24 protein-coding genes, 2 tRNA genes and 1 riboswitch are annotated in these 23,763 nt (G+C 43.6%); of the genes, 19 read left to right on the top strand and 7 right to left on the bottom strand.

Going from position 1 to position 23,763, the window contains the following annotated elements; translation table 11 throughout:
• Positions 1–91: 91 nt before the first annotated feature.
• From lepA to ICE94_RS01570, 10 genes are all read left to right on the top strand, one after another.
• Positions 92–1,900, top strand: coding sequence for a translation elongation factor 4 (gene lepA, locus ICE94_RS01615; protein WP_216147898.1), 1,809 nt, complete (start codon positions 92–94; stop codon positions 1,898–1,900).
• Complete coding sequence (gene lepB / locus ICE94_RS01610; protein ID WP_216147895.1) at positions 1,900–2,706, top strand: signal peptidase I; 807 nt, start codon at positions 1,900–1,902, stop codon at positions 2,704–2,706. The genes lepA and lepB overlap by 1 nt, the downstream gene beginning before the upstream one ends.
• Before the next feature lie 26 nt (positions 2,707–2,732).
• A complete protein-coding gene (gene rnc, locus ICE94_RS01605; RefSeq protein WP_216150829.1) occupies positions 2,733–3,521 on the top strand; it encodes a ribonuclease III in 789 nt (262 codons plus the stop codon).
• Positions 3,518–4,423, top strand: a complete 906-nt coding sequence (gene era, locus ICE94_RS01600; RefSeq protein ID WP_216147892.1) for a GTPase Era — start codon at positions 3,518–3,520, stop codon at positions 4,421–4,423. Before rnc ends, era begins: the two co-directional genes overlap by 4 nt.
• A 6-nt stretch (positions 4,424–4,429) precedes the next feature.
• Positions 4,430–5,152, top strand: coding sequence for a DNA repair protein RecO (recO, locus tag ICE94_RS01595; protein ID WP_216147889.1), 723 nt, complete (start codon positions 4,430–4,432; stop codon positions 5,150–5,152).
• A gap of 18 nt (positions 5,153–5,170) precedes the next feature.
• Positions 5,171–5,938 carry a pyridoxine 5'-phosphate synthase gene (pdxJ, locus tag ICE94_RS01590; protein ID WP_216147887.1) on the top strand — a complete coding sequence of 256 codons (768 nt, stop codon included), beginning with the start codon at positions 5,171–5,173 and terminating at the stop codon, positions 5,936–5,938.
• A complete protein-coding gene (gene acpS / locus ICE94_RS01585) occupies positions 5,935–6,372 on the top strand; it encodes a holo-ACP synthase (protein ID WP_216147884.1) in 438 nt (145 codons plus the stop codon). The genes pdxJ and acpS overlap by 4 nt, the downstream gene beginning before the upstream one ends.
• Before the next feature lie 32 nt (positions 6,373–6,404).
• On the top strand, positions 6,405–7,487 hold the full coding sequence (gene nagZ, locus ICE94_RS01580) for a beta-N-acetylhexosaminidase (protein ID WP_216147881.1): 1,083 nt from the start codon (positions 6,405–6,407) through the stop codon (positions 7,485–7,487).
• Between the two features lie 587 nt (positions 7,488–8,074).
• The gene (locus ICE94_RS01575; protein WP_216147878.1) at positions 8,075–8,542 is read left to right on the top strand and encodes a BLUF domain-containing protein; all 468 of its coding nucleotides are present in this window, start codon (positions 8,075–8,077) and stop codon (positions 8,540–8,542) included.
• A gap of 81 nt (positions 8,543–8,623) precedes the next feature.
• Entirely contained in the window at positions 8,624–9,001 is a 378-nt protein-coding gene (locus ICE94_RS01570) for a hypothetical protein (RefSeq protein ID WP_216147874.1), read from the top strand.
• A 1-nt stretch (position 9,002) separates the two neighbouring features.
• On the opposite strand, the gene ICE94_RS01565 is transcribed toward ICE94_RS01570, so the two are convergent.
• The 3 genes from ICE94_RS01565 to earP form a co-directional block, all read right to left on the bottom strand.
• Positions 9,003–9,332, bottom strand: coding sequence for a hypothetical protein (locus ICE94_RS01565; protein ID WP_216147871.1), 330 nt, complete (start codon positions 9,330–9,332; stop codon positions 9,003–9,005).
• 177 nt (positions 9,333–9,509) lie between these two features.
• Positions 9,510–10,067, bottom strand: a complete 558-nt coding sequence (gene efp / locus ICE94_RS01560; RefSeq protein ID WP_216147868.1) for an elongation factor P — start codon at positions 10,065–10,067, stop codon at positions 9,510–9,512.
• The gene (earP, locus tag ICE94_RS01555; protein WP_216147864.1) at positions 10,064–11,140 is read right to left on the bottom strand and encodes an elongation factor P maturation arginine rhamnosyltransferase EarP; all 1,077 of its coding nucleotides are present in this window, start codon (positions 11,138–11,140) and stop codon (positions 10,064–10,066) included. Before earP ends, efp begins: the two co-directional genes overlap by 4 nt.
• Between earP and uvrC the strand changes: the two genes are divergently transcribed.
• The 4 genes from uvrC to ICE94_RS01535 all read left to right on the top strand — a co-directional run bounded on the left by uvrC (position 11,139) and on the right by ICE94_RS01535 (position 13,882).
• Positions 11,139–13,010 carry an excinuclease ABC subunit UvrC gene (gene uvrC / locus ICE94_RS01550; RefSeq protein WP_216147861.1) on the top strand — a complete coding sequence of 624 codons (1,872 nt, stop codon included), beginning with the start codon at positions 11,139–11,141 and terminating at the stop codon, positions 13,008–13,010. The genes earP and uvrC overlap by 2 nt on opposite strands.
• Positions 13,011–13,051: 41 nt before the next feature.
• The gene (gene pgsA, locus ICE94_RS01545; protein WP_216147858.1) at positions 13,052–13,633 is read left to right on the top strand and encodes a CDP-diacylglycerol--glycerol-3-phosphate 3-phosphatidyltransferase; all 582 of its coding nucleotides are present in this window, start codon (positions 13,052–13,054) and stop codon (positions 13,631–13,633) included.
• 49 nt (positions 13,634–13,682) lie between these two features.
• A tRNA-Gly gene (locus ICE94_RS01540) sits at positions 13,683–13,758 on the top strand.
• Positions 13,759–13,808: 50 nt separating this feature from the next.
• Positions 13,809–13,882, top strand: a tRNA-Cys gene (locus ICE94_RS01535).
• 109 nt (positions 13,883–13,991) lie between these two features.
• On the opposite strand, the gene ICE94_RS01530 is transcribed toward ICE94_RS01535, so the two are convergent.
• The 3 genes from ICE94_RS01530 to ICE94_RS01520 form a co-directional block, all read right to left on the bottom strand.
• On the bottom strand, positions 13,992–15,254 hold the full coding sequence (locus ICE94_RS01530; protein ID WP_216147855.1) for a D-amino acid dehydrogenase: 1,263 nt from the start codon (positions 15,252–15,254) through the stop codon (positions 13,992–13,994).
• Between the two features lie 151 nt (positions 15,255–15,405).
• Positions 15,406–15,490, bottom strand: a riboswitch (glycine riboswitch).
• A gap of 127 nt (positions 15,491–15,617) precedes the next feature.
• Positions 15,618–16,781, bottom strand: a complete 1,164-nt coding sequence (locus ICE94_RS01525; RefSeq protein ID WP_216147852.1) for a porin — start codon at positions 16,779–16,781, stop codon at positions 15,618–15,620.
• A gap of 192 nt (positions 16,782–16,973) precedes the next feature.
• A complete protein-coding gene (locus ICE94_RS01520; RefSeq protein ID WP_216147849.1) occupies positions 16,974–17,855 on the bottom strand; it encodes a LysR family transcriptional regulator in 882 nt (293 codons plus the stop codon).
• Between the two features lie 111 nt (positions 17,856–17,966).
• Here ICE94_RS01520 and ICE94_RS01515 point away from each other — a divergent pair, with 111 nt between their 5' ends.
• From ICE94_RS01515 to ICE94_RS01505, 3 genes are all read left to right on the top strand, one after another.
• Positions 17,967–18,950 (top strand): tripartite tricarboxylate transporter substrate binding protein, encoded by a 984-nt coding sequence (locus ICE94_RS01515; protein ID WP_216147845.1) that lies wholly within the window; start codon positions 17,967–17,969, stop codon positions 18,948–18,950.
• Positions 18,951–18,962: 12 nt separating this feature from the next.
• Positions 18,963–20,126, top strand: coding sequence for a M20 aminoacylase family protein (locus ICE94_RS01510; RefSeq protein WP_216147842.1), 1,164 nt, complete (start codon positions 18,963–18,965; stop codon positions 20,124–20,126).
• A 122-nt stretch (positions 20,127–20,248) separates the two neighbouring features.
• Positions 20,249–21,220 (top strand): tripartite tricarboxylate transporter substrate binding protein, encoded by a 972-nt coding sequence (locus ICE94_RS01505; RefSeq protein WP_216147839.1) that lies wholly within the window; start codon positions 20,249–20,251, stop codon positions 21,218–21,220.
• 24 nt (positions 21,221–21,244) lie between these two features.
• Here ICE94_RS01505 and ICE94_RS01500 read toward each other — a convergent pair whose 3' ends face one another.
• Positions 21,245–22,159, bottom strand: a complete 915-nt coding sequence (locus tag ICE94_RS01500; protein ID WP_216147835.1) for a LysR family transcriptional regulator — start codon at positions 22,157–22,159, stop codon at positions 21,245–21,247.
• 101 nt (positions 22,160–22,260) lie between these two features.
• Here ICE94_RS01500 and ICE94_RS01495 point away from each other — a divergent pair, with 101 nt between their 5' ends.
• Both ICE94_RS01495 and catC read left to right on the top strand, forming a co-directional pair.
• Positions 22,261–23,406: a muconate/chloromuconate family cycloisomerase gene (locus ICE94_RS01495; RefSeq protein ID WP_216147832.1), complete on the top strand. Its 1,146-nt coding sequence runs from the start codon at positions 22,261–22,263 to the stop codon at positions 23,404–23,406.
• Positions 23,407–23,415: 9 nt separating this feature from the next.
• Positions 23,416–23,706, top strand: coding sequence for a muconolactone Delta-isomerase (gene catC / locus ICE94_RS01490; RefSeq protein ID WP_216147827.1), 291 nt, complete (start codon positions 23,416–23,418; stop codon positions 23,704–23,706).
• Positions 23,707–23,763 lie beyond the last annotated feature (57 nt).

Below are 23,763 nucleotides of genomic sequence, written 5' to 3'. Positions count from 1 at the left end.
CCACGGTTACAATACACATTTACAGGAATGAGGCGTTTTATTGCAGCGCAACATTATTAGGTGCGCTACAGCAAGGCGTTTTAAGGACAGCATGGACCACATACGTAATTTTTCGATTATTGCCCACATTGATCACGGTAAATCCACGCTTGCTGATCGCATTATTCAGTTGTGTGGTGGCCTCTCGGATCGCGAAATGGAAGCCCAAGTATTGGATTCCATGGATATCGAAAAAGAGCGCGGCATCACTATCAAAGCGCAAACTGCTGCACTGAGTTACAAGGCAGCCGATGGCAAGGTTTACAACCTCAACTTAATTGATACACCGGGACACGTTGACTTCTCTTATGAAGTGAGTCGCTCACTCTCGGCTTGTGAAGGTGCTCTTTTAGTAGTGGATGCGAGTCAAGGTGTAGAAGCGCAAACGGTGGCGAACTGTTATACCGCGATTGAGTTAGGTGTTGAGGTTGTGCCGGTACTGAACAAGATTGATTTGCCCCAAGCAGATCCGGATCGCGCCAAACAAGAAATTGAAGATGTGATTGGTATTGATGCCACTGATGCTGTAGCTTGCTCAGCTAAAACGGGTTTAGGCATTGCAGACGTTTTAGAAGATTTGATTAAAAAAGTACCTCCACCCCAAGGAGATGCTAATGCTCCCCTGCAAGCCTTGATCATTGATTCATGGTTTGATAACTACGTCGGGGTCGTGATGTTGGTGCGTGTTGTGAACGGCACTTTGAGACCTAAAGACAAAATCTTATTGATGTCGACCCAATCTAACCATTTGGTAGAGCATGTTGGAGTATTCACGCCCAAGTCTGTCGATCGTCCTGAGCTCACTGCTGGACAGGTGGGCTTCATTATTGCGGGTATTAAAGAACTGAAAGCCGCAAAAGTGGGGGATACGGTCACGCACGCTGCCGGTCAACAAGGCCGCGTACCAGCTCTTGAGCCTTTACCGGGCTTTAAAGAAGTAAAGCCACAGGTATTCGCGGGTTTATATCCGGTGGAGTCGAATCAGTATGATGCTTTGCGTGAATCATTAGAAAAGTTAAAGCTCAATGACGCTTCGCTCATGTATGAGCCAGAAGTATCGCAAGCTCTAGGTTTTGGTTTCCGTTGTGGTTTCTTAGGCTTGTTGCACATGGAAATTGTGCAAGAGCGCTTAGAACGTGAGTTCAAAATGGATCTCATTACGACCGCTCCAACGGTGGTCTATGAAGTCTTACTCAAGGATGGTAGCAAGATCATCGTTGATAACCCATCGAAGATGCCAGACCCTAGTCGTATTGAAGTCATCTTAGAACCGATTGTGACAGTCAATCTATTCATGCCGCAAGAGTATGTGGGTTCCGTCATTACTTTGTGTACTGGTAAGCGGGGTATGCAGACCAATATGCAGTATGTGGGTCGACAAGTGCAGTTGACTTATGAAATCCCGATGGCTGAAATCGTTTTAGATTTCTTTGATCGTCTTAAGTCTATATCTCGAGGATATGCTTCGATGGACTACGAGTTCAAAGAGTATCGTCCTTCAGATGTAGTGAAGGTTGATATCTTGATCAATGGCGATAAGGTGGATGCACTATCTATCATCGTGCATCGTACTAATAGCCAATATCGTGGCCGTGAGGTCGTGGCTAAGATGCGCGAGATCATTCCTCGACAAATGTTTGATGTGGCCATACAAGCTGCGATTGGCAGTAACATCATTGCTCGTGAAAACGTCAAAGCCTTGCGTAAGAACGTGTTAGCCAAGTGTTATGGTGGTGACATTACCCGTAAGAAGAAGCTTTTGGAGAAGCAGAAAGAGGGTAAACGTCGTATGAAGCAGGTCGGTAGCGTAGAGATACCTCAAGAGGCCTTTTTGGCCATCTTGCAGGTGGAGGATAAATAATGAATTTCGCCTTGATTCTCTTTTTAGCGACGGTCTTAACAGGGACTGCTTGGTTACTCGACAAATTAATTTTTGCACCACGGCGCCGTGCTGCTCGTGTAGAGCAGATGCCATTATGGCTCGAGTACACCGCAGGTTTATTCCCGGTTATTTGTATCGTTTTCTTGTTGCGCTCCTTTTTATTTGAGCCGTTTAAGATCCCATCGGGTTCGATGATTCCTTCATTGATGATTGGTGATTTTATTTTGGTCAATAAATACACCTACGGCATTCGACTACCTGTCTTGAATACCAAGGTATTGGACATCAATGAGCCGCAACGCGGTGATGTCGTTGTGTTTCGCTATCCCAAGGATGAGTCAGTCGATTACATCAAGCGTGTCATTGGCTTACCGGGTGATGTGATTTCTTATCAGAACAAACGCTTGAGCATCAATGGTCAGGCGATGAGCTATGAAGAGCAGCCTGACTTTCTGGACCCCGAACATATGGGGTATGCCAAGCATTATCGCGAGGCTTTTCCTAAAGACTTCGGCGGATATCAGTATCGTATCTTGAACCATCCTGAGCGCTCTAGTTTGATTTTTAACCCAGATCGTTTCCCTTATAGTGAAAACTGCCAATACAGTTCTGCGGGCGTCACTTGTACAGTCCCGGCCGGACATTATTTTGTGATGGGCGATAACCGTGACAATAGTGCCGATTCACGCTTTTGGGGTTTTGTCCCGGAAAAGAATTTAGTGGGCCGTGCATTTTTTGTATGGATGAATCTTGGAGACTTAAAACGCATTGGGCGTTTTGAGTAGAGGCACTCATGAGCTCGCGCACCATGATTGACTTAAAGCTCTTGCAAGAGCGTTTAGGTTATCAATTTCAAAAACCTGAATTACTTACGCAGGCACTCACGCATCGTAGTCACAGTAAAAAGAATAATGAGCGCTTAGAGTTTTTAGGGGACTCGGTGCTTAATTGCGCTGTCGCTGAAATTCTCTATGAGCGCTATGGTGATTTAGATGAGGGCGATTTATCTCGCCTGCGGGCTAACTTGGTAAAACAACAAGCTCTCTATGAGATTGCCCAAGCCTTACAACTTTCAGATGCCCTGCGTTTGGGTGAGGGTGAGCTAAAAAGCGGTGGCTTTAAGCGACCCTCCATCTTGGCGGATACTTTCGAAGCCATTGTTGGGGCTATTTTCTTAGAGGCGGGCTTTGATGCAGCGCGCCAAGTTTTACGTAAGTGGTATAGCCAAATCTTGGAGCATGTCGATCCCAGAACTTTGGGTAAAGATGACAAGACCCTGTTGCAAGAGTTTTTGCAGGGCCATCAGTTGCCTTTGCCTGTTTATAACGTGATTGCTACCACGGGGGTTGCTCATAACCAACAATTTGAAGTTGAATGCGCGATTGTCTCTCTGAAAATCACGGTCTCTGGACAGGGCGCATCACGACGTGCTGCGGAGCAAGCGGCGGCCAAGTTGGCTTTGGATGCGGCGCAAAAGGCAATCCCCCAGACTGGACGCAAGCCCAGAAAAACTAAAGCTAGCAAAAAGACTTCCGTCGTCACTCCCGCCAACCCACAGGATGATCAACTCAATCTCACACTCAAGACAAAGGAATCATGACATTTCGTTGTGGCACAGTCGCCTTAGTCGGGCGTCCTAATGTAGGTAAATCGACGCTTTTGAACGCTCTCGTAGGACAAAAGGTCAGTATTACTTCGCGTAAAGCGCAAACCACGCGTCATCGTATCTTGGGGGTTCAGACGACCGAGACGGCCCAGTTTATTTTGGTGGATACCCCAGGATTTCAGACCAAATATGGCAATGCGATGAACAAGGCCATGAATCGCACAGTGCGTAGCACCATGGCCGATGTCGATGTGATTTGTTTTGTCGTGGAGTCTGGTTATTGGAGTCCTGCTGATCAACAGGTGCTTGAGTTATTGCCTAAAGATATTCCTGTTGTGTTACTGGCTAATAAGTTAGATGTGTTTGCTGCCAGTGCGCAAAGCCCAGACGATCGCGATTTAAAACTCTTTACCTTTATGCGAGAGATGGATGAAAAGTTTTCTTTTCAGGAAATTATCCCGCTGTCTGCAAAAAACGCTGATGATATTCAACGCCTACTGACCTGCTTGGAGACGTATCTACCTGAGCAAGAGGCTATCTATGATCCCGATATGCTGACAGATCGTAGTGAGAAATTTCTGGCGGCTGAAATATTGCGCGAAAAAGTCTTTCGTCACACTGGCGATGAGTTACCTTATGCCAGTGCGGTCGTGATTGATCAATTTAAGTTAGATGGGCGTTTAAGAAGAATTGCCGCGACGATCCTGGTTGATCGTGAGAGTCATAAGGCGATGGTCATTGGTGAGAAGGGCGCGAAACTCAAGCGTATTTCTACAGAGGCCCGTCAAGATATGGAAAAGTTATTTGACGGTAAAGTCTTTTTAGAGACTTGGGTCAAGGTAAAAAGTGGTTGGGCGGATGACCGAACAATTTTGCGTGAGCAAGGTTTAGAGTAGATTGTTATGGCAGTGCGTGTGCTCGATGAACCTGCTTTTGTCTTGCATAGTATTCCTTATAAGGAAACCAGCCTCATTTTGGATGTATTCACGCGCAGCTATGGCCGTATGGCTCTGATTGCCAAGGGTGCGAAGCGCCCACATTCTGTATTAAGACCTGTATTGCAGCGTTTTCAGCCTTTGGCCATTTCTTGGTCGGGTAAGAGTGAGCTCAAAACCATGACCAAGGCAGAATGGTTAGGTGGCGTACCACCTCTGATCGGGGATGCGCTCTTGTGTGGCTTTTATCTCAACGAACTTTTAGTCAAGTTTATTGCCCGGGAAGATCCCCATGAGAATCTTTATGATGCCTATGCCCAGACCATTGCATTACTGGGACAGGATCCGACCGATTTAGAACCGATTTTGCGCCCCTTTGAGCTCACTCTATTTAAAGAGACGGGTTTTGCTGCGGCGCTCGATTATTGTGCTGATACCCAGGGTGCACCTGAGCAGGGCCAGCAATATGTTTACCAGCCAGAGCGGGGTATTCGTGTTTGGCATCCCGATGATCCCGCTCATTGGCCCATTATGGATGGTGAGCATTTGTTAGCCATGGCCCAGAATGATTATGCAGACCCGAAGACTTTGAGCCAAAGTAAAAGCTTGATTCGTTTTTTACTAGCCTGTCATTTGCCTGATCATGACATGATGACTCGCCAAATTTTGATTGATTTAAAAAAGATATAAAAGTTGGATAATTGCTTCATGAATACGAAATATTCACAATTGGATTTAGGTATCAATATTGATCATGTGGCTACGGTGCGTAACGCTCGTGGCACTGCCTATCCTGATCCATTGCAAGCAGCTATTCTGGCCGAGCGTTATGGGGCTGATCTAATCACTTTGCATTTGCGTGAAGACCGTCGCCATATTAAAGATGCTGATTTATGGGCAATACGTCCTCATATTCAAACTCGTATGAATCTTGAGTGTGCCATTACTGAAGAAATGTTAAAGATTGCTTGTGAGGTGAAGCCTCATGATGTCTGCCTAGTTCCTGAAAAGCGTGAAGAGGTCACTACAGAAGGTGGTTTAGATGTTCTGGGTCACTATGAGCAAGTGCGCAGTGCCACACAACAACTTCAAAATGCAGGTATTACGGTTTCTATTTTTATTGACCCTGATGCAGCGCAAATCCAAGCAGCCCATCAAGCTGGCGCTCGAGTGATTGAGTTACATACAGGTCGATATGCCGATACTCAAGGCGCAGAGCAGGAGCAAGAGTTATCGCGCATCCATGAGGCGGCTCGTTTAGGGCAGTCTTTGGGCATGAAAGTGAATGCGGGGCATGGTTTGACTGAGGACAATGTGCGCCCGATCGCCAAAATCTTAGAAATCGCAGAATTAAATATTGGGCATGCGATTGTGGCGCAGTCTATTTTTAAGGGGTGGCAGGCTGCCATTGCGGATATGAAGGCGATTATGTTGGCTGCACGTCAAGAAGCTGTACTCAAATTGGGTGATCAATGATTGTTGGTATAGGTACTGACATTTTACAAATTCCCCGTTTGGTGGCGAGCTATCAACGCACTCAGGGGCGTTTAGCAGAACGGATCTTGGGTCCAGAGGAGCTCAGTGTTTTTCATGAGCGTATGGCTCGTAATGAATCACGTGGCATGGCTTACTTTGCGACACGTTTTGCTGCCAAAGAAGCCTTTTCTAAAGCCATTGGTTTGGGTATGCGTATGCCAATGTCTTGGCGTTATATGCAAACTTTAAACGACGCCAGCGGCAAACCCGTTGCTCATTACAGAGATCGTTTACAAACCTTTATGGAAGAGCGCCACTATCACGCTCAAGTATCCATTAGTGATGAGAAGGATATGGCGATTGCCTTTGTGGTGGTGAGCTATGGAACCCCCATTGTGAGTGGTGTGACGCGCCCTGAAGATATGTTGGGGTAAAGATAGAGATAAATGATGAATAAGGAAGCTGAATGCCAAAACGTACTCAGGCTTTAGATTTTGCCCCTGGTCCTGTGGTTCTTGATGTTCTTGGAAAAGACTTGGTAAATGCGGATCGTCGCAGAATATTGGATCCCAAAACGGGCGGCGTGATTTTATTTGGGCGAAATTTCGAGAGCCGTCAACAACTCACCCAACTCACGCAGGCCATCAAAGCGATACGACAGGATGTCTTAATTAGCATTGATCATGAGGGAGGTCGGGTCCAACGTTGCCGCACAGATGGCTTTACCCATTTGCCAGCGATGCGTCGCTTAGGAGATATTTGGTCTCGTGCTAATAAAAAAAGTCCTGTAGATAATGCTGCTCTAGCGATGCGTGCCGCAACTGCTTGTGGCTATGTGTTAGCTAGCGAATTACTAGCGTGTGGTGTCGACTTTAGCTTTACGCCTGTTTTAGATTTGGATTATGGGCGAAGTGCAGTAATTGGTGATCGCTCCTTTGGAAGTGATCCTGCGATTGTTTTTGCTCTGGCAAAAAGTCTGAATCATGGTCTGCAGTTAGCGGGCATGTCTAATTGTGGCAAGCATTTTCCTGGCCATGGGTGGGCAGAAGCAGATTCTCATGTGGCCATACCAGTGGATGAGCGAGCCTTAAAAACAATCATGGCAGCCGATGCAAAGCCTTACGAATATCTAGGCTTGAGTCTGGCATCGGTGATGCCTGCGCATGTCATTTATCCCAAGGTGGATAGTCAGCCCGCGGGCTTTTCTAAGATTTGGTTGCAAAATATTCTCAGGAAGCAATTGCAATTTAAAGGCGTCATTTTTAGTGACGATCTATCGATGGAGGGAGCTTCCGTCGCAGGTAGTGTGGTGCAGGCCGCAAAGACTGCTCTAAAAGCTGGATGTGATCAAGTTTTGATTTGCAATCGACCTGACTTAGCCGATCAACTCTTAGCCGATCTTCCTTATGATGCCAAGGCTTATCAAGAGAGTCGCACACGTGTAGCGCGCTTATTCCCAAGCCGCAAACTAGATTGGGCTCAGTTGCAAAAGGAAGCAGAATACCGATCCGCTAAAGATCTTCTGCGAGAACTGCAATTGATTGCTTGATTGAACAAATAACTGAGTAAAGCGCTGGGGTACTCTTTTTTGTCTGAGGCATGCATCAGCCATGTCTTAGCTTCGCATCGCAGCTCTACAAAAAATACTGATTAAATACAGACGATAAGATTGATAAAAATCTTTTTTTAGCGCAGCGATTCATTTTTCGAACTTACTTTGTCTAAGTAGGTCTTGAACAAAAAAGTTGATCTTGTCTTTACCTTGAAATTTGATCTAAACAAGACTAATCTGTGCGTGAGAGATAACAGGGAGAGAAAATCCGCAAGCCATCGTCAGATCGTGCAGTATGAGTAGACGATGTGCATGGGATCCGTGGTATTTCGCAGATGTCTCCTCACAGGCCCAAGGCTTGTGATTCACCTGCAGATGTTCTGCAGGTTTTTTTTCCTCACTGCACATCTTGTCTAAGTCAGAAAAAGGTCAATTAGAACAGTAATCTATGTCGTTTTCACTGTAAAAACTGTGATTGGTTTGACCCATATCATTGTTTTATATGATTTTTTATTTCCATTTGTAAGACATAAGTCATGGTTAGGGCATTAGTATTTGTCTATACCATTTAAATCAAAAAGACCATGTCCTACACGCCTGATTCTGTTTACGCCACACTTAAAACACAAAAAGATGATTTAGTCGAAATCAGCTATGTGAGTGAGGCGACGCAACAGATGGGTGTTTTAGCCCTCATGAATCTTTTGGATACAGCCTCTAACCGTAATCAAGATCATCAAGTCACTGGCGTGCTATTTTTTGATAATGGCATTTTTGGCCAAATTATTGAGGGTCGAGCATGCTTTCTCTTGCCGATTTGGGAGTCCATCATGAGGGACCCGCGCCACCGCAACATTCAGGTACTAGATGCTCGGAAGATCAGTGAGCGTCGCTTTGGTAATTGGTCGATGGCCTTTTATGGCAGTGAAGAAATTGGCAAGTATGTGCCAGAACTAAAAACGATCTTCAAGGGCACCATTCATACCTTGCCGAATGAACTGCTCAATATTCTTAAGTCTATCTCTGAGGAAACTATCCTCGCTCGCAAGTAATTCTTCTAGATATTATTAGAAGTAGTAGGGGTATTTGACTAGAGCGATACCTATTGCTGGGCAATTAGATACATTCCTGATATGCCCTACTATTGGTTCGATTTACCGCAGTGGTACAAGACATATCAGGCTGATTCTCGTACAGAGAGCTTGAGATTGTGGCGTTTTTCGCACCGCTCCAAAGTCCAATGGCTTGATGAACGAGCCCTGACTTATCAGTTAACACGTGTACGCTTGATTCATTACCTTAGAGCCTGTCAGGCGCTCAATGTCTTGATGCGTGACTGTAAGCAACGCCTTAATAAAGATGCATTTGTAGAGATGAGTCCCGGGGTCGTGTACGACGTCTGGCGTGTCTATCAACATAGCCAGAACCTGGACTTAATTTGTGAGTTACTTAAAAAATACAGCGCACATGAATTAAGTAGTGCACAAATTAAGCAATACTTAAAAAACTAAGCTAAGAAAAGTAAATTTGCATATCTGCGTAGTAGTGATGGCTGCGTGATTGATCGCTATGCCCATCATTTTGGTGATAGGCTTTTAAAAAGCTCATCAGTAGATTTTCTTGATAGGCAGTCAGTGCTGGATAGCCACTCACTTTGCGTAAAAGATTCAAGTTACCCACAATAATACTTTTCACACCATAGTTAAATGCATCAGTAATGATCGAGCGATAGTCTTCTGGATTTTCTGACTGTAAATTAGCCAGGACCTGACTAATCTGATCGTGGTCCATGGTCGAGCTAGTGAGCTCAATCAGAAATTCCCGTACGTTTTTATATTGCATCCATGGCTACCTAAGAGTAATGACTCACAATAGCACTATTTGATGTCTGTAGGCGGGTTTAGCTGAAAAAAAAGCCACCTCATCAGGTGGCTTAGTGCTTGGATTGGCGCCTGATGGCTAAATCTGGCGCTATCTTCTTGTATTCAATCAGTTTTATTGAAGAGTAAGAAAACTGATTTAAACACGGCTACGGTATTCACCAGTACGTGTATCAATTTCAATCTTGTCACCAGTATTGCAGAACAGAGGAACTTGGAGTTCATAACCTGTGGCAATCTTGGCAGATTTCAACACACGACCTGAGCTGGTGTCGCCCTTAACGGCAGGTTCTGTGTAAGTGATTTCACGTACAACGATAGTCGGTAGCTCAACAGAAATCGCTTTACCGTCATAGAAAACAACCTCAACAGCCATACCATCTTCGAGATAGTGGAGGGCATCACCCATATTGTCTTGTTCGACTTCATACTGGTTGTAATCAGCATCCATGAAAACATACATAGGATCAGCAAAATAGGAGTAAGTACATTCTTTGCGATCAAGGATGACCACTTCGAATTTATCGTCTGCTTTATAAATCGCTTCACCAGGGGCTTCGCTGATTAAGTTCTTATATTTCATTTTCACAACGGCAGCGTTGCGGCCTGAGCGGCTATATTCTGTCTTCTGGATGACCAAAGGTTGGCCGCCAACCAAAATCACATTGCCAGCACGTAGTTCTTGAGCAATTTTCATCGCATGTTTTCCTGAGTTTTCACAAAGTCTTGTATTTTAACCTCTAACGGCGTTTGCTCCAATAAATAGCGTGCCCATGATTGGGCCTGCTGATTGAGCTCTGGCAGCAGCTGCCACCAATGCTTAGGCAGTTCATAGTGATGCAAGGCGTGTAGCGCTGGTAATAGGGGCTTGGGGCAGTATTGGCTGAATAAAGCAAAGAAAGCCGCATGTTTTTGTAGATGTACACCATCAGTTTGCTGATAGATATCCCAAATGAAGGGCCGTCCGGCTAACTGCGCTCTAACGAATGAGTCTTCCCCGCGCACCAAATTAAGATCACAGTTTTGCAGCAAGATGTCATAGTCGTACTGTGAGAGCATGGGCAGTTGATGGGTATCGATATGTTGCAGGGCCATATCTAATTTTTGCCCAGCGCAGAGTATTAGATCCACTCTTTCCCCGCGAGATTGACAGAGTTGATCTAGATTCATTAGCCAGGCAGATAAGTCTCTACTTGGATATTGAAATACGGATACTTTTTTGCTGTCCGGCGAGAGTTTTTCTAGAAACTGCGCTAGGTAATTCGAGCCCTTCGCTAAAGGATGCTGGCCTTGCCTGTGAATATAGGGGGTACCATGAAGGAGGCCACCTGATGCAGGCAGGAAGCCTGGAAAGTAGAAGAATTTAGTCTGGCCACTGTTTTGAGGTGAGCCCATGCCGTGAGACGACAGAGCGAATTCCTCCGCGCTTAGATATTCAAGATTCAACCATACGACATCTTGCCGTAGATGACGAACATAGGCTGCGGGTAATTCACAGGCAAAAGCCTCGATGACAACGTCGACCTTTTGTGCATGATGGGCGCTAGCTTGGTCCCAGGCCAGCACTTCAAGAGTGCTCGCAGGATCGTTTTCTATAACTTTGTCTTGAAGTTCTTGTAATACCTCTAAATCATCGCAAAAAAGGCGTATTTGCTCGATCCTACGACTTGCTTCAGAATGCGGTGAGGCAAGGAGACTTTTGCACAGGCGCCAACAAACACCTGCGTCCCCATAATTGTCGATAATCTTGCAAAATATATCCCAACGCATGACTTCATTTTCCGACAATTTGCTTGCTGAAGTAAAAAAGTTACCTGGCTTGCCCGGCGTATATCGCTTTTTTGCAGAAGATGGACAGATTCTTTACGTAGGCAAGGCTAAGGATTTAAAAAAGCGTGTCAGTAGTTATTTTCAAAAAAATCACGCCTCTCCTCGTATTGAGCGCATGGTCCAAAAGATTGTGACTTTGCAAGTCACGGTCACGCGTTCTGAAACCGAGGCTTTGATTCTAGAAAATAATCTGATTAAGGAGTTGAGCCCACCGTTTAATATTCTTTTTAGAGATGACAAATCCTATCCTTATGTCATGCTCACCGGCCATCAATACCCACGTCTAGCATACTATCGTGGCAAAGTGGATAAACGTCACCGCTATTTTGGACCTTTTCCTAACTCATGGGCAGTACGCCAGAGTATTCAAATTTTGCAAAAGGTATTTCGTATCAGAACTTGCGAAGATACGATTTTCAAAAATCGTAGTCGACCTTGTTTGCTGCATCAAATTCAGCGTTGTAGCGCGCCTTGTGTTGGCTTAATTGATGAGCAAGACTACAGCGCTGATGTAGCTAAAGCTATGGATTTTCTGGAAGGAAATCATCAGAGCGTTATGGCAGATATGCAAGCCGCCATGTATGCACATAGTCAAGCCATGGAATTTGAACAAGCTGCCCAGATTCGTGATCGTATTGCTGATTTAGCCACTGTTCTTCAGCAGCAATCGATGGATGCCACTGCTCAAGGTGAGGGGGATGTTGATATTCTCGCTGTCGCTATGCAAGGAGCGATGGCTTGTGTCAATCTGGCCATGGTCCGTGGTGGGCGTCATTTGGGGGATAAGGCGTACTTTCCAAAAATGGGTCGAATTACTGGTGAGTTTTTGCCAAGACCTACAGAAGTGCTACAGGCATTTATTACCCAGCATTATTTAAGTGATGAAGAACATGCGCGTATTTTGATTCCAAAGGTCATGCTAATTGATGCTGAGCATGATGACCCTCATTGGCAGGAGATTCATGAGCAATTTGAACAGTTAGCGCAAAAGAAGGTGCAGTGGCTCAAGCAAGCCCAAGGTCAAAAAAAGCATTGGCTCACCTTAGCTCAACAAAATGCCGAGTTGGCATTAACGAAGCGCTTAGCAGAAACTACAGGACAGGAAGCCAGAACCAGGGCATTGATTGATGTTCTGCAATTAGATATTGAGAATATTGACGATTTACGTGTGGAGTGTTTTGATGTGAGCCATACTTCGGGCGAAGCCACTCAAGCTTCCTGTGTGGTCTATCAGAAAAACGCTATGCAAAGTTCGGAGTATCGACGTTTCAATATTAACGATATTGAAGCCGGTGATGACTATGCGGCAATGCGTCAGGTGCTGACTCGGCGCTATGCTAATTTCCAGGAACTACCCATTGATAAGCAACCTCATTTGGTTTTGGTCGATGGCGGTAAGGGGCAAGTGAGCGTGGCTAAGGAAGTCTTTACGCAATTGGGTCTGGATATTCAGATGATCGTGGGAGTTGCTAAAGGCGAAGGGCGAAAAGTTGGATTGGAAACCCTGATTTTTGCTGATGAGCGAGCATCCCTGAGCTTGGGTATAGAAAGCCCAGCTTTATTATTGATCGCCCAGATCCGTGATGAAGCGCATCGTTTTGCCATTACCGGCATGCGAGCCAAAAGACAAAAAACACGAAATGTATCTAGGTTAGAAGAGATTGAAGGTATCGGTGCTAAGCGACGTCAAAAGCTTTTGGCCCGTTTTGGCGGCTTGCGGGGTGTGAGCAATGCAACGGTCGAAGAACTCATGCAAGTAGAAGGTATTTCAAAAGCTTTGGCTGAGCAAATATATAAACAACTTCACTAAGGATGCGTTATCCTTGCGGCATTAGAGCGAAAGAGACTCCTTTGCCATTTAATCTACCTATCTTCCTGACCTGGACGCGTGTTGCAGCTATTCCGCTGTTGGTGGGTATTTATTATCTGCCTGAAGACGTTCTCTCTATGCAGGATAAGAACTTTTGGGCTACGGTGCTTTTCGTGGCGGCATCTGTGACGGATTGGTTGGATGGTTATTTAGCCAGAAAATGGGGGCAGGTCAGTGCCTTTGGTGCTTTTTTGGATCCCGTTGCTGATAAATTAATGGTGGCGGCTGCACTGCTTGCTTTGCTGAACTTTGATCGTGTAGAGACTTGGGTGGCAACCATCATTATTGGCCGAGAAATCACCATCAGCGCACTCAGGGAATGGATGGCACAGATTGGCGCCTCCAGTAGTGTTGCTGTCCATTTTGTCGGCAAGCTCAAGACCGCTGCCCAAATGGTAGCTATCCCATTCTTACTCTTTAATGATGTGCTCTTCGATTGGTTTCATACGAAAACAGTCGGTAAGCCCCTCATCTGGTTAGCGGCTTTATTGACTGTTTGGTCGATGTTCTACTACCTACAGAAAGCCTGGCCTTTGATCAAAGCTAAGACAGATAAGCTCTAGGCAATTTGGCTAAAAAGCAAATTTATGCTATAGTAGCGGTCTTGTCGATGCGGGAATAGCTCAGTTGGTAGAGCGCAACCTTGCCAAGGTTGAGGTCGCGAGTTCGAGACTCGTTTCCCGCTCCAAAAAAACAACAAAAAGGGAAGCCCAGCTTCCCTTTTTATTTCAAATCCCTGGCGGGATGGCAGAGTGGTTATGCAGCGGCCTGCAAAGCCGTTGACCTCGGTTCGATTCCGGGTCCCGCCTCCAGTTAACTTCAGATCTGCTCTAGTTTAAAGGCTCTCAAGGCTAGTTAATCTTGACTCGATTTCAGTGAGATTAGGCAGGGTATAGGCTCAAGCCTATACCCAATATGCATCTAAACTACTTGAATGATGGGAGTGTTTGAGAGCATATTTTTTTCTCGATGACTTAATTCAATAATCTCCCCGATCATTTCTGCAGTAGCCGCTGATAAAGTCCAGCCTAAATGCCCATGCCCCGTGTTATAGAAAACATTAGGTTTTGATCCTGGACCGACCTTGGGCATCATGTTAGGCATCATCGGTCTTAAGCCGGCCCATGGCACTACTGAACGTGTACTTACCTTAGGGAAACATTGATTTACCCAATCAATAAGTGGCTTAATTCGATCAGCTCTAATGTCACGATTGACACCATTAAATTCTGCAGTGCCTGCAACACGGAATCTATGCAATCCAAGACGACTGGTGACTAGTTTTGTTTCGTCATCAAGTAAGCTGACTGTTGGAGCTCCGAGTTGACTTTGTTCGTCTTGTAGATTGACTGTAATTGAGTAGCCTTTGACTGGATAAATATTCACATAATCACCTAATTGACCGGCTAGAGATCGACTAGCGATGCCAGCACAAATCACAACATTCTCGAAATTGAGCTCTTCCGTCACACCTTCTTTAGAGATAGTGACTTTTACAGTGTTTCCATCAGAATTCACCTTCAGGACTTCACAGTCATAAATGATCTTTACACCTTTTTGCTCGGCAGCCAGTGATAAGCCATACGTAAACTTATGAATGTCACCAGTAGAATCGCTTTCGGTATAGTAGCCACCATAATACTTTCCGGAAAGAGTGGGTTCTATTTCGATAATTTCTTGCGGAGATAGTGAGCGTCTCTCTAATCCACCCTTGGCTAGAAGAGTAGATACTTTCGCTGCATGATCGAAACCAGCTTTATCGCGATAGATATGTAATATACCTTCACGTTTTAAATCAAAATCAATGCCCTCGTCCTGTGCCCACTGGAAAAGATATTTCCTGGCATCGATAGCTAGCTTGGCGGTAGCTGCGGTATTCTTTTCGTATTGCGGTATAGCCGCCATGAATTCGGCAAACCAAGAAATCTTATGCCAAGATGGTTTCATATTGATAAGAAGCGGGGCATCTTTTTTGAAGATCCACTTTATGCCCTTCAAAATCGTGCTCCAATGATTCCATACCTCGGCATTGGAGGCAGATAACTGTCCGCCATTTGCAAAAGATGTTTCCATACCGCTGTATCTGTGTTTTTCAAGTAATGTGACTTGATAACCACGTTTTGCCAAAGCATAAGCAGTTGTGACACCTGTAATGCCACCACCAATAACTACAAAGTTTTTCATGAATAGCTCCATAACGCCAAAGGGGTTGAGCGCACTAGAAATTTCTAATGTGCGCCCCCTCTGTTTTGGACCTGAGAGATTCGCAAGTAAACTTGCTTGCTCCTGCGGTACTCTAGCCGACGTTTATTGCCAGAGACTCTTCAGAGTTTTTAATCAGATATCGGTTCTTTTGCCTGAGAGTTTCCGGGGCGGTTGCTCCTTCGGCGCCAACAAGTGGTCTCTCCCGATATCAAATTTCATTCTAGTTACAACAAATACTACTGTCAATCTAATTTATTTTTAATCTTTCGTTAAAGCTCCATAAAAGCCCTAACGAAAAATCATCAATGAGAATCCTAAGACTCTCATTGATGAAACTACACCTTAGAACGACTTTGATGCATCAAACATCACACGAACACCAGCAGTGAATGCTAGCTGGTCGCCTGAAGCTCCAGCAGCTGTTGTTTTTAAACCTTCTTTTGCTTTTTGATAATCAACAATACCGTACAAGCTGACAAATTTATTCATGTCATATTGCAAGTGAGTAATGTACGAATCAACTTTACCAACTTTTACACCCTCTTTTTGGTCAACATTGTAGTAAGACAATGTGTAAGTCCACTGAGGTTTGAAGTTGTATGCGAAGCCAACGTTAGCCACGTTAACTTTACCCTGATTGGCTGTGCCAGTTAAAACGTTTAGAAAGTATGGTTCGTTTTCTGGTGTGCCGCCAGCTGTACCCGGGGTGTTTACAATTTTTGGGTTATAACCAGCATCTGCATTGAGAACATGATATGCAGCTACGCCTGAAACTTTACCAAAGTTGTAACGACCGCCAATGTTCCAAATATCCATTTTTTTATTTGAAGGATCATTGGTGATTTGGTATGTGGTGACAGTTGTTAATTTATCTTTTTTATAACCTAAGATGGCATTTTGGGTACTACCTGCTTTGACATCACCGTTTGTGTCGCCGAATGCATAAGCTAAGCCATAGTTAAAGTCACCTTTTGTATTTGTATATTTAACAACATTATCCAAACGACGTGTGCCACGTGTTGTTGAGTACATTGAAGTTAAAGGATTTGGCCCATAAGCACTGCCAATTACGGCATTTGTTTTGGCGGCATCTAAAAGTCCCGCCACATCTAATGCGCCAGAAAAAAGAGCGTCAAGACCAAAGGTATTGTCTCGACCGAGTTTCACAGTGCCCCACTTTTCTTCTGATAAGTAAACAAAAGATTGACGATCAAAAACTCTCTCGTAGCCGTTAATTGATGCTGTACCACCAGTATCACTCGCGATTGTTCCTTCTAGGACCGCACCGGCTTTCATACCGTTACCTAAGTCATGATGACCATTCAAACCCCAACGGCTACCACCCAAGGCGCTGTGATAAAGATCGGCACTTTGTCCGCCAGCATGACCACTAAATGTTCTAACACCGTTATCAACCCTTGCATAAACAGATACAGTACTGCTTTGTGCGCAGACTACGCCTGAGCAGGTCAGAGCTGTAGCTGCAACTAACACTAACTTTTTCATAATTAATCCTTTTTTCAATCGCCAGTCACTGTGACTTTGCGTTGAGAGAAGGTTAGTTAGTTGTATTGCTTAAGTCCAAGACTAAGTTAGTCTGTAATTAATACCTAGTAGGTATATTAGATAAGTAATGAACCTAATTAATCATGAGTTTGTATAACTATCAATATGCTTTTTATGCATAGTTAGCTAGGGTTAATCCTTGAATTGCGCTTTACAAAAATTATGTATCTTTTCTAAAAAAGGAGGATGACTACGATTTTGTATCGTTACAAAAGCAAATTTCGCGTTTGTATTCAGTGGCGGAAGCATGTCGAGTTCTACGAGATCAGGAGCAGCTTTACGAATAGCAAGGGCAATCGTGTCGGTTTCACGACAAATGTCAATCAAGCTAGATATTTCATTGCACTTAAGGTTAATGAGATTTCTCAGAGATGCTTGACTGCCATATTTTTCACTAAGGATCCGATCAATTTCTGCGCTCAAGGGACTTGATGCGATTGGATATTGACGAATATCATTAATTGTGACCGCTTTGGATTTGGCTAAAGGGTGGTTGGGCCTACACATAAAAGCCCCCTTGGTTTCGGCCAGTATTTCAATGCTTAGGTCCTCGGCAGGTTCTATTGATCTGGCATCTACAATCATTACATCTAAACTTCGCATACGTAACGAGTTGGTCAGCATTTCGGTATTTCCACGGATGAGTTCTAAATGCATACTCGGATGATTCGTTGCCATATATTTCAGTAATGGCCGCATTAAGATAACGCCTGGACCAGACCCTAAACCAATGTGAATTCTTCCTTGCTTACCTTCAACTAGGTTTGAGGCACTTTGTTTGATATTTTCAGCATCTTCGATAAGCTGAATCGCTTTCATGTAAATTTCCATGCCGAAGTTCGTCAGCTCTATTTTTTTGCCAGAACGATCAAAAATACTCTCACCCAGATAGTCTTCTAGTGCTTGAATACTGCGTGTCAGAGCGGGCTGAGTGATATGCAGGCTTGCGGATGCTTTGACGAAAGAGCCTGTTTTTACAAGGGTCACCAAGTGTTTGAGTTGTGTGAGAGTCATGGTAACCCCTGATTAGCTATAAGTAAAAATTATTATTCATTGACTTATTATGCATTAGACATCAAGAAAAACAAGTGCCAATATTACTCATCGAATTTATAGGGGGTGAAAATGTTTAAAGAATTAAGAGGAGTTTTGGTAATTCTGCTGATGTCTATAAGTACATTTGCTGCAGCACAAAATTTCCCAAATAAACCAGTGAATCTGATGGTTCCATATCCTGCTGGCGGTTTGTCTGATGTGATTGCGCGATTGGTTAATAATCCGCTAAGCAAGCAGCTTGGACAGCCTGTCATTATTGAAAACTTGGGTGGTGCAAGTGGTGGAATAGCCGCTCAAAAAGTTTTAGCTTCTCCTGCAGACGGATATTATTTATTTCAAGGCTCCCCCAATGAGTTGATATTGGGTCCATTAGCTAATTCTGCAATTAAATTTGTAAGTGAAGATTTTCGTTTGGTTCAGACAATTGGCCATGCACAAATTGCTTTCTTAATCAGAAAAGATATTCCAGTAAAGAATGTCGATGAGTTTTTGGAATATGCAAAAAAACAAGCATTAGCGGGTAAACCAGTAACATACGCCAGTGTTGGCACGGGTTCCTATTATCACGTGATCGGTGAGCAGTTATCCAAAATGACTGGAATTCCAATGACTCATGTACCTTATAAAGGTGCAGCTCCCGCAAATCAAGATTTGATTGGAGGGCAGGTAGATATGTTTTTGGGCCCCTTTACTAAAACATACGAAGAGTTTCATGTTCAAGGCCGTTTGAAAATTTTGGCAATTTTAAATAAAGAGCGTCTACCCAGTACAAAAGCATATCCAGCAATAACCGAAAGCAAGTCTCTAAAAAATTTCACGCATTCAATTTGGACAGGGTATTTTGTTAAGAAAGATACTCCCGAAGCTGTTGTCGAGAGACTACATAAGGCTTTGACCGCTACCCTGTCAGACCCAACTGTAAAAACAGGACTTGAAGCGAATAGTTTGATTGTTTCCCAGCCCTTACCTCTATCTGCAGTTACAAAGAACTATAGCGATGGCATTAATCAATTTAGAGGTATTGCAAAAAATATCGGCTTACAACCACAGTAATTGGTTTTTCAGATGACGCTACTAGATATTGACCTAACTGAGTTTGTAGAAATTCGGCGCCAGTTACATGCCAATCCTGAGCTGGCTTTTGAAGAAACTACAACGGCTAAGTTCGTGGCAGAAAAACTGAATGAATGGGGATATACAGTCACTACTGGTATTGGTGGAACTGGCGTAGTTGGTCAATTAAAGATTGGTAATGGATCTAAGGCAATTGGCATACGTGCTGATATGGATGCTTTACCAATAACAGAGGCCACCTCCTTGCCATGGGCAAGCAAGAATATCGGTAAGATGCATGCTTGCGGTCATGACGGCCATACTGCCTCTTTGCTTGCTGCTGCAAAAATCATTGCAGAGAGAAAAAAATTTAATGGAACTGTAAATTTAATTTTTCAGCCTGCTGAAGAGGGCGCGGGTGGAGCAAAAGCAATGATTGCTGACGGCTTATTCGAGAAATTTCCATGTGATGCAATCTTTGCTTTCCATAATATGCCCGGTATATCACAAGGTAAGATCGTTACTCGTCCAGGACCAATGATGGCATCTAGCGACTATCTCACTGTTAGATTAACCGGTATTGGTGGACATGGTGGTTTTCCGCATAAAGCGACTGATGTTGTAGTTGCAGGCTCTTCAATTGTTATGGCTCTGCAAACTATTGTTTCTCGCAATATTGACCCATTAAATACGTCTGTAATAACGGTGGGAGCTTTCAATTCTGGTTATGCTAATAACGTAATTCCTTCCGAAGCGTTACTTGAAATAAGTATTCGTGCATTAGATAGTGAGTCTAGAACTATCCTAAAAGATAGAATTTTTAAAATTATTAAAGCTCAAGCTGATAGTTTTAATGTTCTTGCAGAGTTAGATTGGCGTGATGGTTACACGGTATTAGTTAACTCAGAATCAGAGACCCGCTTTTTATTAGCCGTTGCAGAGAAAGTAGTTGGTCAAAGTCATGTGGATGCCCAGGGCCAGCAACTAACTGGTAGTGAAGACTTCGCATTCATGTTGGAAAAAATTCCTGGTTGTTACTTTTTGATTGGTAATGGTTCTGCTAGTGAGCCTATGGGAGCCTGCATGGTGCATAACCCGGGGTATGACTTTAATGATAAGAACATTGATGTTGCAGCTCACGTTTGGCATGAGCTTGTAAGCGAATATCTGGCCTAGGTATTTTTTATAGGTTCTGATATCTAAATATCAATACCCTTCAAGTATGAATCTGAGACATAAACAGTATTAGCCATACAGAGCTGAAGCTGTTGAAATGCCTTTATTTACTGGAGCTATATATGAAATTCATTCGATTAATTCTTGCTATAACAGCTTTTTTATCCATAACAACGGTTCATGCCCAACAATCCGATTGGCCTAATAAACCTGTGAGATGGATTGTGCCGTTTCCTGCTGGTGGGGCTATGGATGTAATTGCTAGATCTCTAGGAGAGAAGTTGTCGGCGCGCTATGGGCAACCATTCATTATCGAAAATAAGCCAGGAGCTGGTGGAAATATTGGATCTGAGTTCGTTGCTAGGGCTAGCAATGATGGACATACTATCTTAATTACTTCTATTGGCATGGTAACCAATCAGTACCTATATAGCAAACTGTCATATGACCCGAAAAAAGACTTTAGTCCAGTCAGTGTGCTTGCAGTGGTACCTAATGTTTTGGTAACTCAAGTTGGCCAACTACACTCTGGATCGGTCAGTGAAGTGATTGCCCTTGCAAAGACTAATCCTGGTAAGTTGACCTATGCATCAGCAGGAAATGGAACATCTATTCATTTGGCTGGTGAGGTCTTTAAATCCATGGCAAAAATTGATATTCAACATATTCCTTATAAAGGGAGTTCTCCAGCAGTGGTTGATGTCATTGGTGGGCAAGTCAATTACATGTTTGACAGTATTACATCTGCGAGACCGCATATTCAATCTGGTAAGTTAAAACCTATCGCTGTCACAACAGCAAAACGCTCAAAATCTTTGCCGAATGTCCCAACGGTTGCAGAATCTGGTCTTCCAGCCTACGAAGTATCTCCTTGGTTTGCAGTATTTGTGCCATCGGGAACATCTAAGCAAATCATTGAAAAGATGAATGCCGCATTTATTGCTGCACTGAAAGACTCTGATATACAAACACGTTTTGATACTATTGGTGCTGAGGGTATGGGGCTTACTGTTGAACAAACACAGAAGTTTATTTCTAAAGAAGATAAGTTTTGGTCAGAAATAATTAGAAAAGCTCAGATTAAGGCGGATTGATTTTATTCATTATTCATAACAGCATTAGAGGGATTCTTTGGTATGTGGAATCCCTTCCTCATCGTAAATATCATAGATTAGATTCAACATATCTTGAATTTCATGTGATTTATCCATGGCTCTGACACTCATAATGATTGGGGATACGGCATGTTTTTCATTGAGTTCAAGGTATACGACATCATCACGTTTCATGCCTTGTAGACTTCGAGGAACAACAGCTATACCTTCTCCGGCAGCTACTAATCCAATGGCGATTTGTAAGTCTCTGACTTCGGTAATTTTTTTGGGTTCTACAGCTCTGTCTCTAAATGCGTTAAGAACTTGGTCGGCAAAGCTAGGTCTGGGATTTTTGGGATAAACAATAAGATTATCTTCGGACATATCTTGAGCACTAACAGCTCTTTGTAATTCCAGTAATTTATGCCCGATCGGCACAGCACACATCAGTTTTTCTTCTCTCAAAATAATTCTTCGGATATTAGAGTCTTCGTGGCGTACACGTCCAAATCCAACATCAATATTGCCTTCTTTTAAAGCTCTGAGTTGGTCCATCGTACTCATTTCAATGAGATTAAGATCAACGGTGCTGTATTTTGCGCGATAAAGTCGAATGATTTTAGGAAACTTGCCGTACATGGTTGAGGCTACAAAGCCAATAGAGAGTGTTTTGCTGATTTGCCCAACTCTCTGAGTCATCGATTTCAATTCCTTAGATTTATTCAGTAATTCTTGCGCATGTGCAAAAAAGAATTCACCTGCCTGGGTGAGTTTCAGCGGTCTAGAACCTCTCTCAAATAGGGCGACACCCAGCTCATCCTCTAATTGCTGTATGGAGCGGCTTAGGGGCGGTTGCGCAATAAATAAGCGCTCTGAGGCGCGTGTGAAGTTTTTTTCTTCAGCAACCGCAATGAAATATTTTAAATGGCGTAATTCCATTTTTATACCTTTCAAGTATCAAAAAGATACTAAATCAGTCTTGGACACCCTATTTTAGCGGGCGTATCGTAACTATAACGCATCCACTATACAAAATAGATATGATTAAAAATGTAGAAACCATTCTAGTCGATATACCGACTATTCGTCCACATAAGCTATCTGTGGCGACCATGAATACTCAGACGCTAGTTTTGGTGAGGGTGGTTTGTGGTGATGGAATCGTGGGCTGGGGCGAGGCTACAACCATAGGAGGTTTGAACTATGGTGAAGAAAGCCCACAAAGTATAAAAACTAATATTGATACTCATATTGCGCCTTTATTAATTGGTATGCGCGCTAGTGAAGTTGGCAAAGTCATGAACAAGATTAGAAAAATTGTTCAGGGCAATCGATTTGCTAAATGTGCAATTGAAACTGCTTTATTAGATGCTCAAGGTAAGAGGTTAGGTATCCCCGTCAGTGAGCTTCTAGGTGGTCGTGTGCGTGACAGTTTTCCAGTGGCTTGGACGCTAGCAAGTGGTGATACTAGTAAAGATATCGCTGAAGCTGAGTTAATGATCGATAAAAAGCGACACAATATTTTCAAGCTCAAGATTGGAGCTAAGCCTCTTGAGGTTGATATTAAGCATGTCCTTGATATCAAAAAAGCACTAGGTGAAAAAGTCAGTGTTCGTGTAGACGTTAATCAAGCATGGACTGAACTGCAATCAGTCAAAGGAATAGCTGCTCTAGAAGCGGGTGGTATTGATCTGATTGAGCAGCCTGTGAAAGCAGAGCATCGTGCCAGTCTTGGACGTTTAGCCCAGCGTTTTGCAGTTGCAATAATGGCTGATGAGGCGTTGCATGGTCCGTTAGATGCTTATCAGATTGCTACTCATTCTGCAGCTGACGTCTTTGCGGTGAAGATTACACAGTCAGGTGGTTTGATTCCCGCTATGCAAGTTGCAACTATTGCGCACATGTCAGGCATTGCCTTGTACGGCGGAACAATGCTAGAGGGTGGTGTTGGTACTGCCGCATCTGCACAACTATTTTCAACATTTACTGATTTGTCATATGGCACAGAGCTATTTGGACCTTTGCTACTCACTGAAGAAATTCTGACAGAACCATTGGCATACAGTGATTTTGGCCTAAGTGTTTCGAATAAGCCGGGTTTAGGTATCGATTTAGATATCGAAAAGATCAATTTTTTCCGTCGTGCTCAGGGCTACAGCGACACGATCCAGGCTATCTCTGTATAGGAGCTCACTATGTTATTTCATGTACGTATGGATGTGAATCTTCCTCAAGGAATGTCCGATGAGGAAGCTCTGAAAATTAAGCAGACTGAAAAAGAATATGCTCAACGTCTTCAAGAGCAGGGAAAGTGGCGCCATTTATGGCGTATCGCAGGTCAATACGCAAACATCAGCATTTTTGATGTGACTGACGTCGATGAACTTCATCAAATTCTCTCTAACTTGCCATTATTTCCTTATATGCAAATTGAGGTGATGCCTATTTGTCGTCATCCTTCTTCTGTGAGGGAGGGAGACAAATAAATTTATTTACGTAATAACTCTGAATTAGTAGCTATTTGAACTTAACAAACAATTCTC

The sequence above is a fragment of the Polynucleobacter sp. MWH-Loch1C5 genome, from assembly GCF_018881775.1.
Taxonomy (GTDB): Bacteria; Pseudomonadota; Gammaproteobacteria; order Burkholderiales; family Burkholderiaceae; genus Polynucleobacter.
Note: the sequence above shows the minus strand (reverse complement) of the source record. Positions and strands in the feature narration are given on the sequence as shown.

Excerpts from the sequence above, each read along its gene's own strand:
- recO (WP_216147889.1), top strand. The coding sequence starts at position 4,430 with ATGGCAGTGCGTGTGCTCGATGAACCTGCTTTTGTCTTGCATAGTATT.
- earP (WP_216147864.1), bottom strand. The coding sequence starts at position 11,140 with ATGCGTTGGGATATATTTTGCAAGATTATCGACAATTATGGGGACGCA.
- ICE94_RS01530 (WP_216147855.1), bottom strand. The coding sequence starts at position 15,254 with ATGAAAAACTTTGTAGTTATTGGTGGTGGCATTACAGGTGTCACAACT.
- ICE94_RS01570 (WP_216147874.1), top strand. The coding sequence starts at position 8,624 with ATGCCCTACTATTGGTTCGATTTACCGCAGTGGTACAAGACATATCAG.
- ICE94_RS01515 (WP_216147845.1), top strand. The coding sequence starts at position 17,967 with ATGTTTAAAGAATTAAGAGGAGTTTTGGTAATTCTGCTGATGTCTATA.
- lepB (WP_216147895.1), top strand. The coding sequence starts at position 1,900 with ATGAATTTCGCCTTGATTCTCTTTTTAGCGACGGTCTTAACAGGGACT.
- ICE94_RS01565 (WP_216147871.1), bottom strand. The coding sequence starts at position 9,332 with ATGCAATATAAAAACGTACGGGAATTTCTGATTGAGCTCACTAGCTCG.
- ICE94_RS01510 (WP_216147842.1), top strand. The coding sequence starts at position 18,963 with ATGACGCTACTAGATATTGACCTAACTGAGTTTGTAGAAATTCGGCGC.
- ICE94_RS01525 (WP_216147852.1), bottom strand. The coding sequence starts at position 16,781 with ATGAAAAAGTTAGTGTTAGTTGCAGCTACAGCTCTGACCTGCTCAGGC.
- ICE94_RS01500 (WP_216147835.1), bottom strand. The coding sequence starts at position 22,159 with ATGGAATTACGCCATTTAAAATATTTCATTGCGGTTGCTGAAGAAAAA.
- efp (WP_216147868.1), bottom strand. The coding sequence starts at position 10,067 with ATGAAAATTGCTCAAGAACTACGTGCTGGCAATGTGATTTTGGTTGGC.
- ICE94_RS01505 (WP_216147839.1), top strand. The coding sequence starts at position 20,249 with ATGAAATTCATTCGATTAATTCTTGCTATAACAGCTTTTTTATCCATA.
- era (WP_216147892.1), top strand. The coding sequence starts at position 3,518 with ATGACATTTCGTTGTGGCACAGTCGCCTTAGTCGGGCGTCCTAATGTA.
- acpS (WP_216147884.1), top strand. The coding sequence starts at position 5,935 with ATGATTGTTGGTATAGGTACTGACATTTTACAAATTCCCCGTTTGGTG.
- ICE94_RS01575 (WP_216147878.1), top strand. The coding sequence starts at position 8,075 with ATGTCCTACACGCCTGATTCTGTTTACGCCACACTTAAAACACAAAAA.
- nagZ (WP_216147881.1), top strand. The coding sequence starts at position 6,405 with ATGCCAAAACGTACTCAGGCTTTAGATTTTGCCCCTGGTCCTGTGGTT.
- uvrC (WP_216147861.1), top strand. The coding sequence starts at position 11,139 with ATGACTTCATTTTCCGACAATTTGCTTGCTGAAGTAAAAAAGTTACCT.
- catC (WP_216147827.1), top strand. The coding sequence starts at position 23,416 with ATGTTATTTCATGTACGTATGGATGTGAATCTTCCTCAAGGAATGTCC.
- ICE94_RS01520 (WP_216147849.1), bottom strand. The coding sequence starts at position 17,855 with ATGACTCTCACACAACTCAAACACTTGGTGACCCTTGTAAAAACAGGC.
- lepA (WP_216147898.1), top strand. The coding sequence starts at position 92 with ATGGACCACATACGTAATTTTTCGATTATTGCCCACATTGATCACGGT.
- pdxJ (WP_216147887.1), top strand. The coding sequence starts at position 5,171 with ATGAATACGAAATATTCACAATTGGATTTAGGTATCAATATTGATCAT.
- ICE94_RS01495 (WP_216147832.1), top strand. The coding sequence starts at position 22,261 with ATGATTAAAAATGTAGAAACCATTCTAGTCGATATACCGACTATTCGT.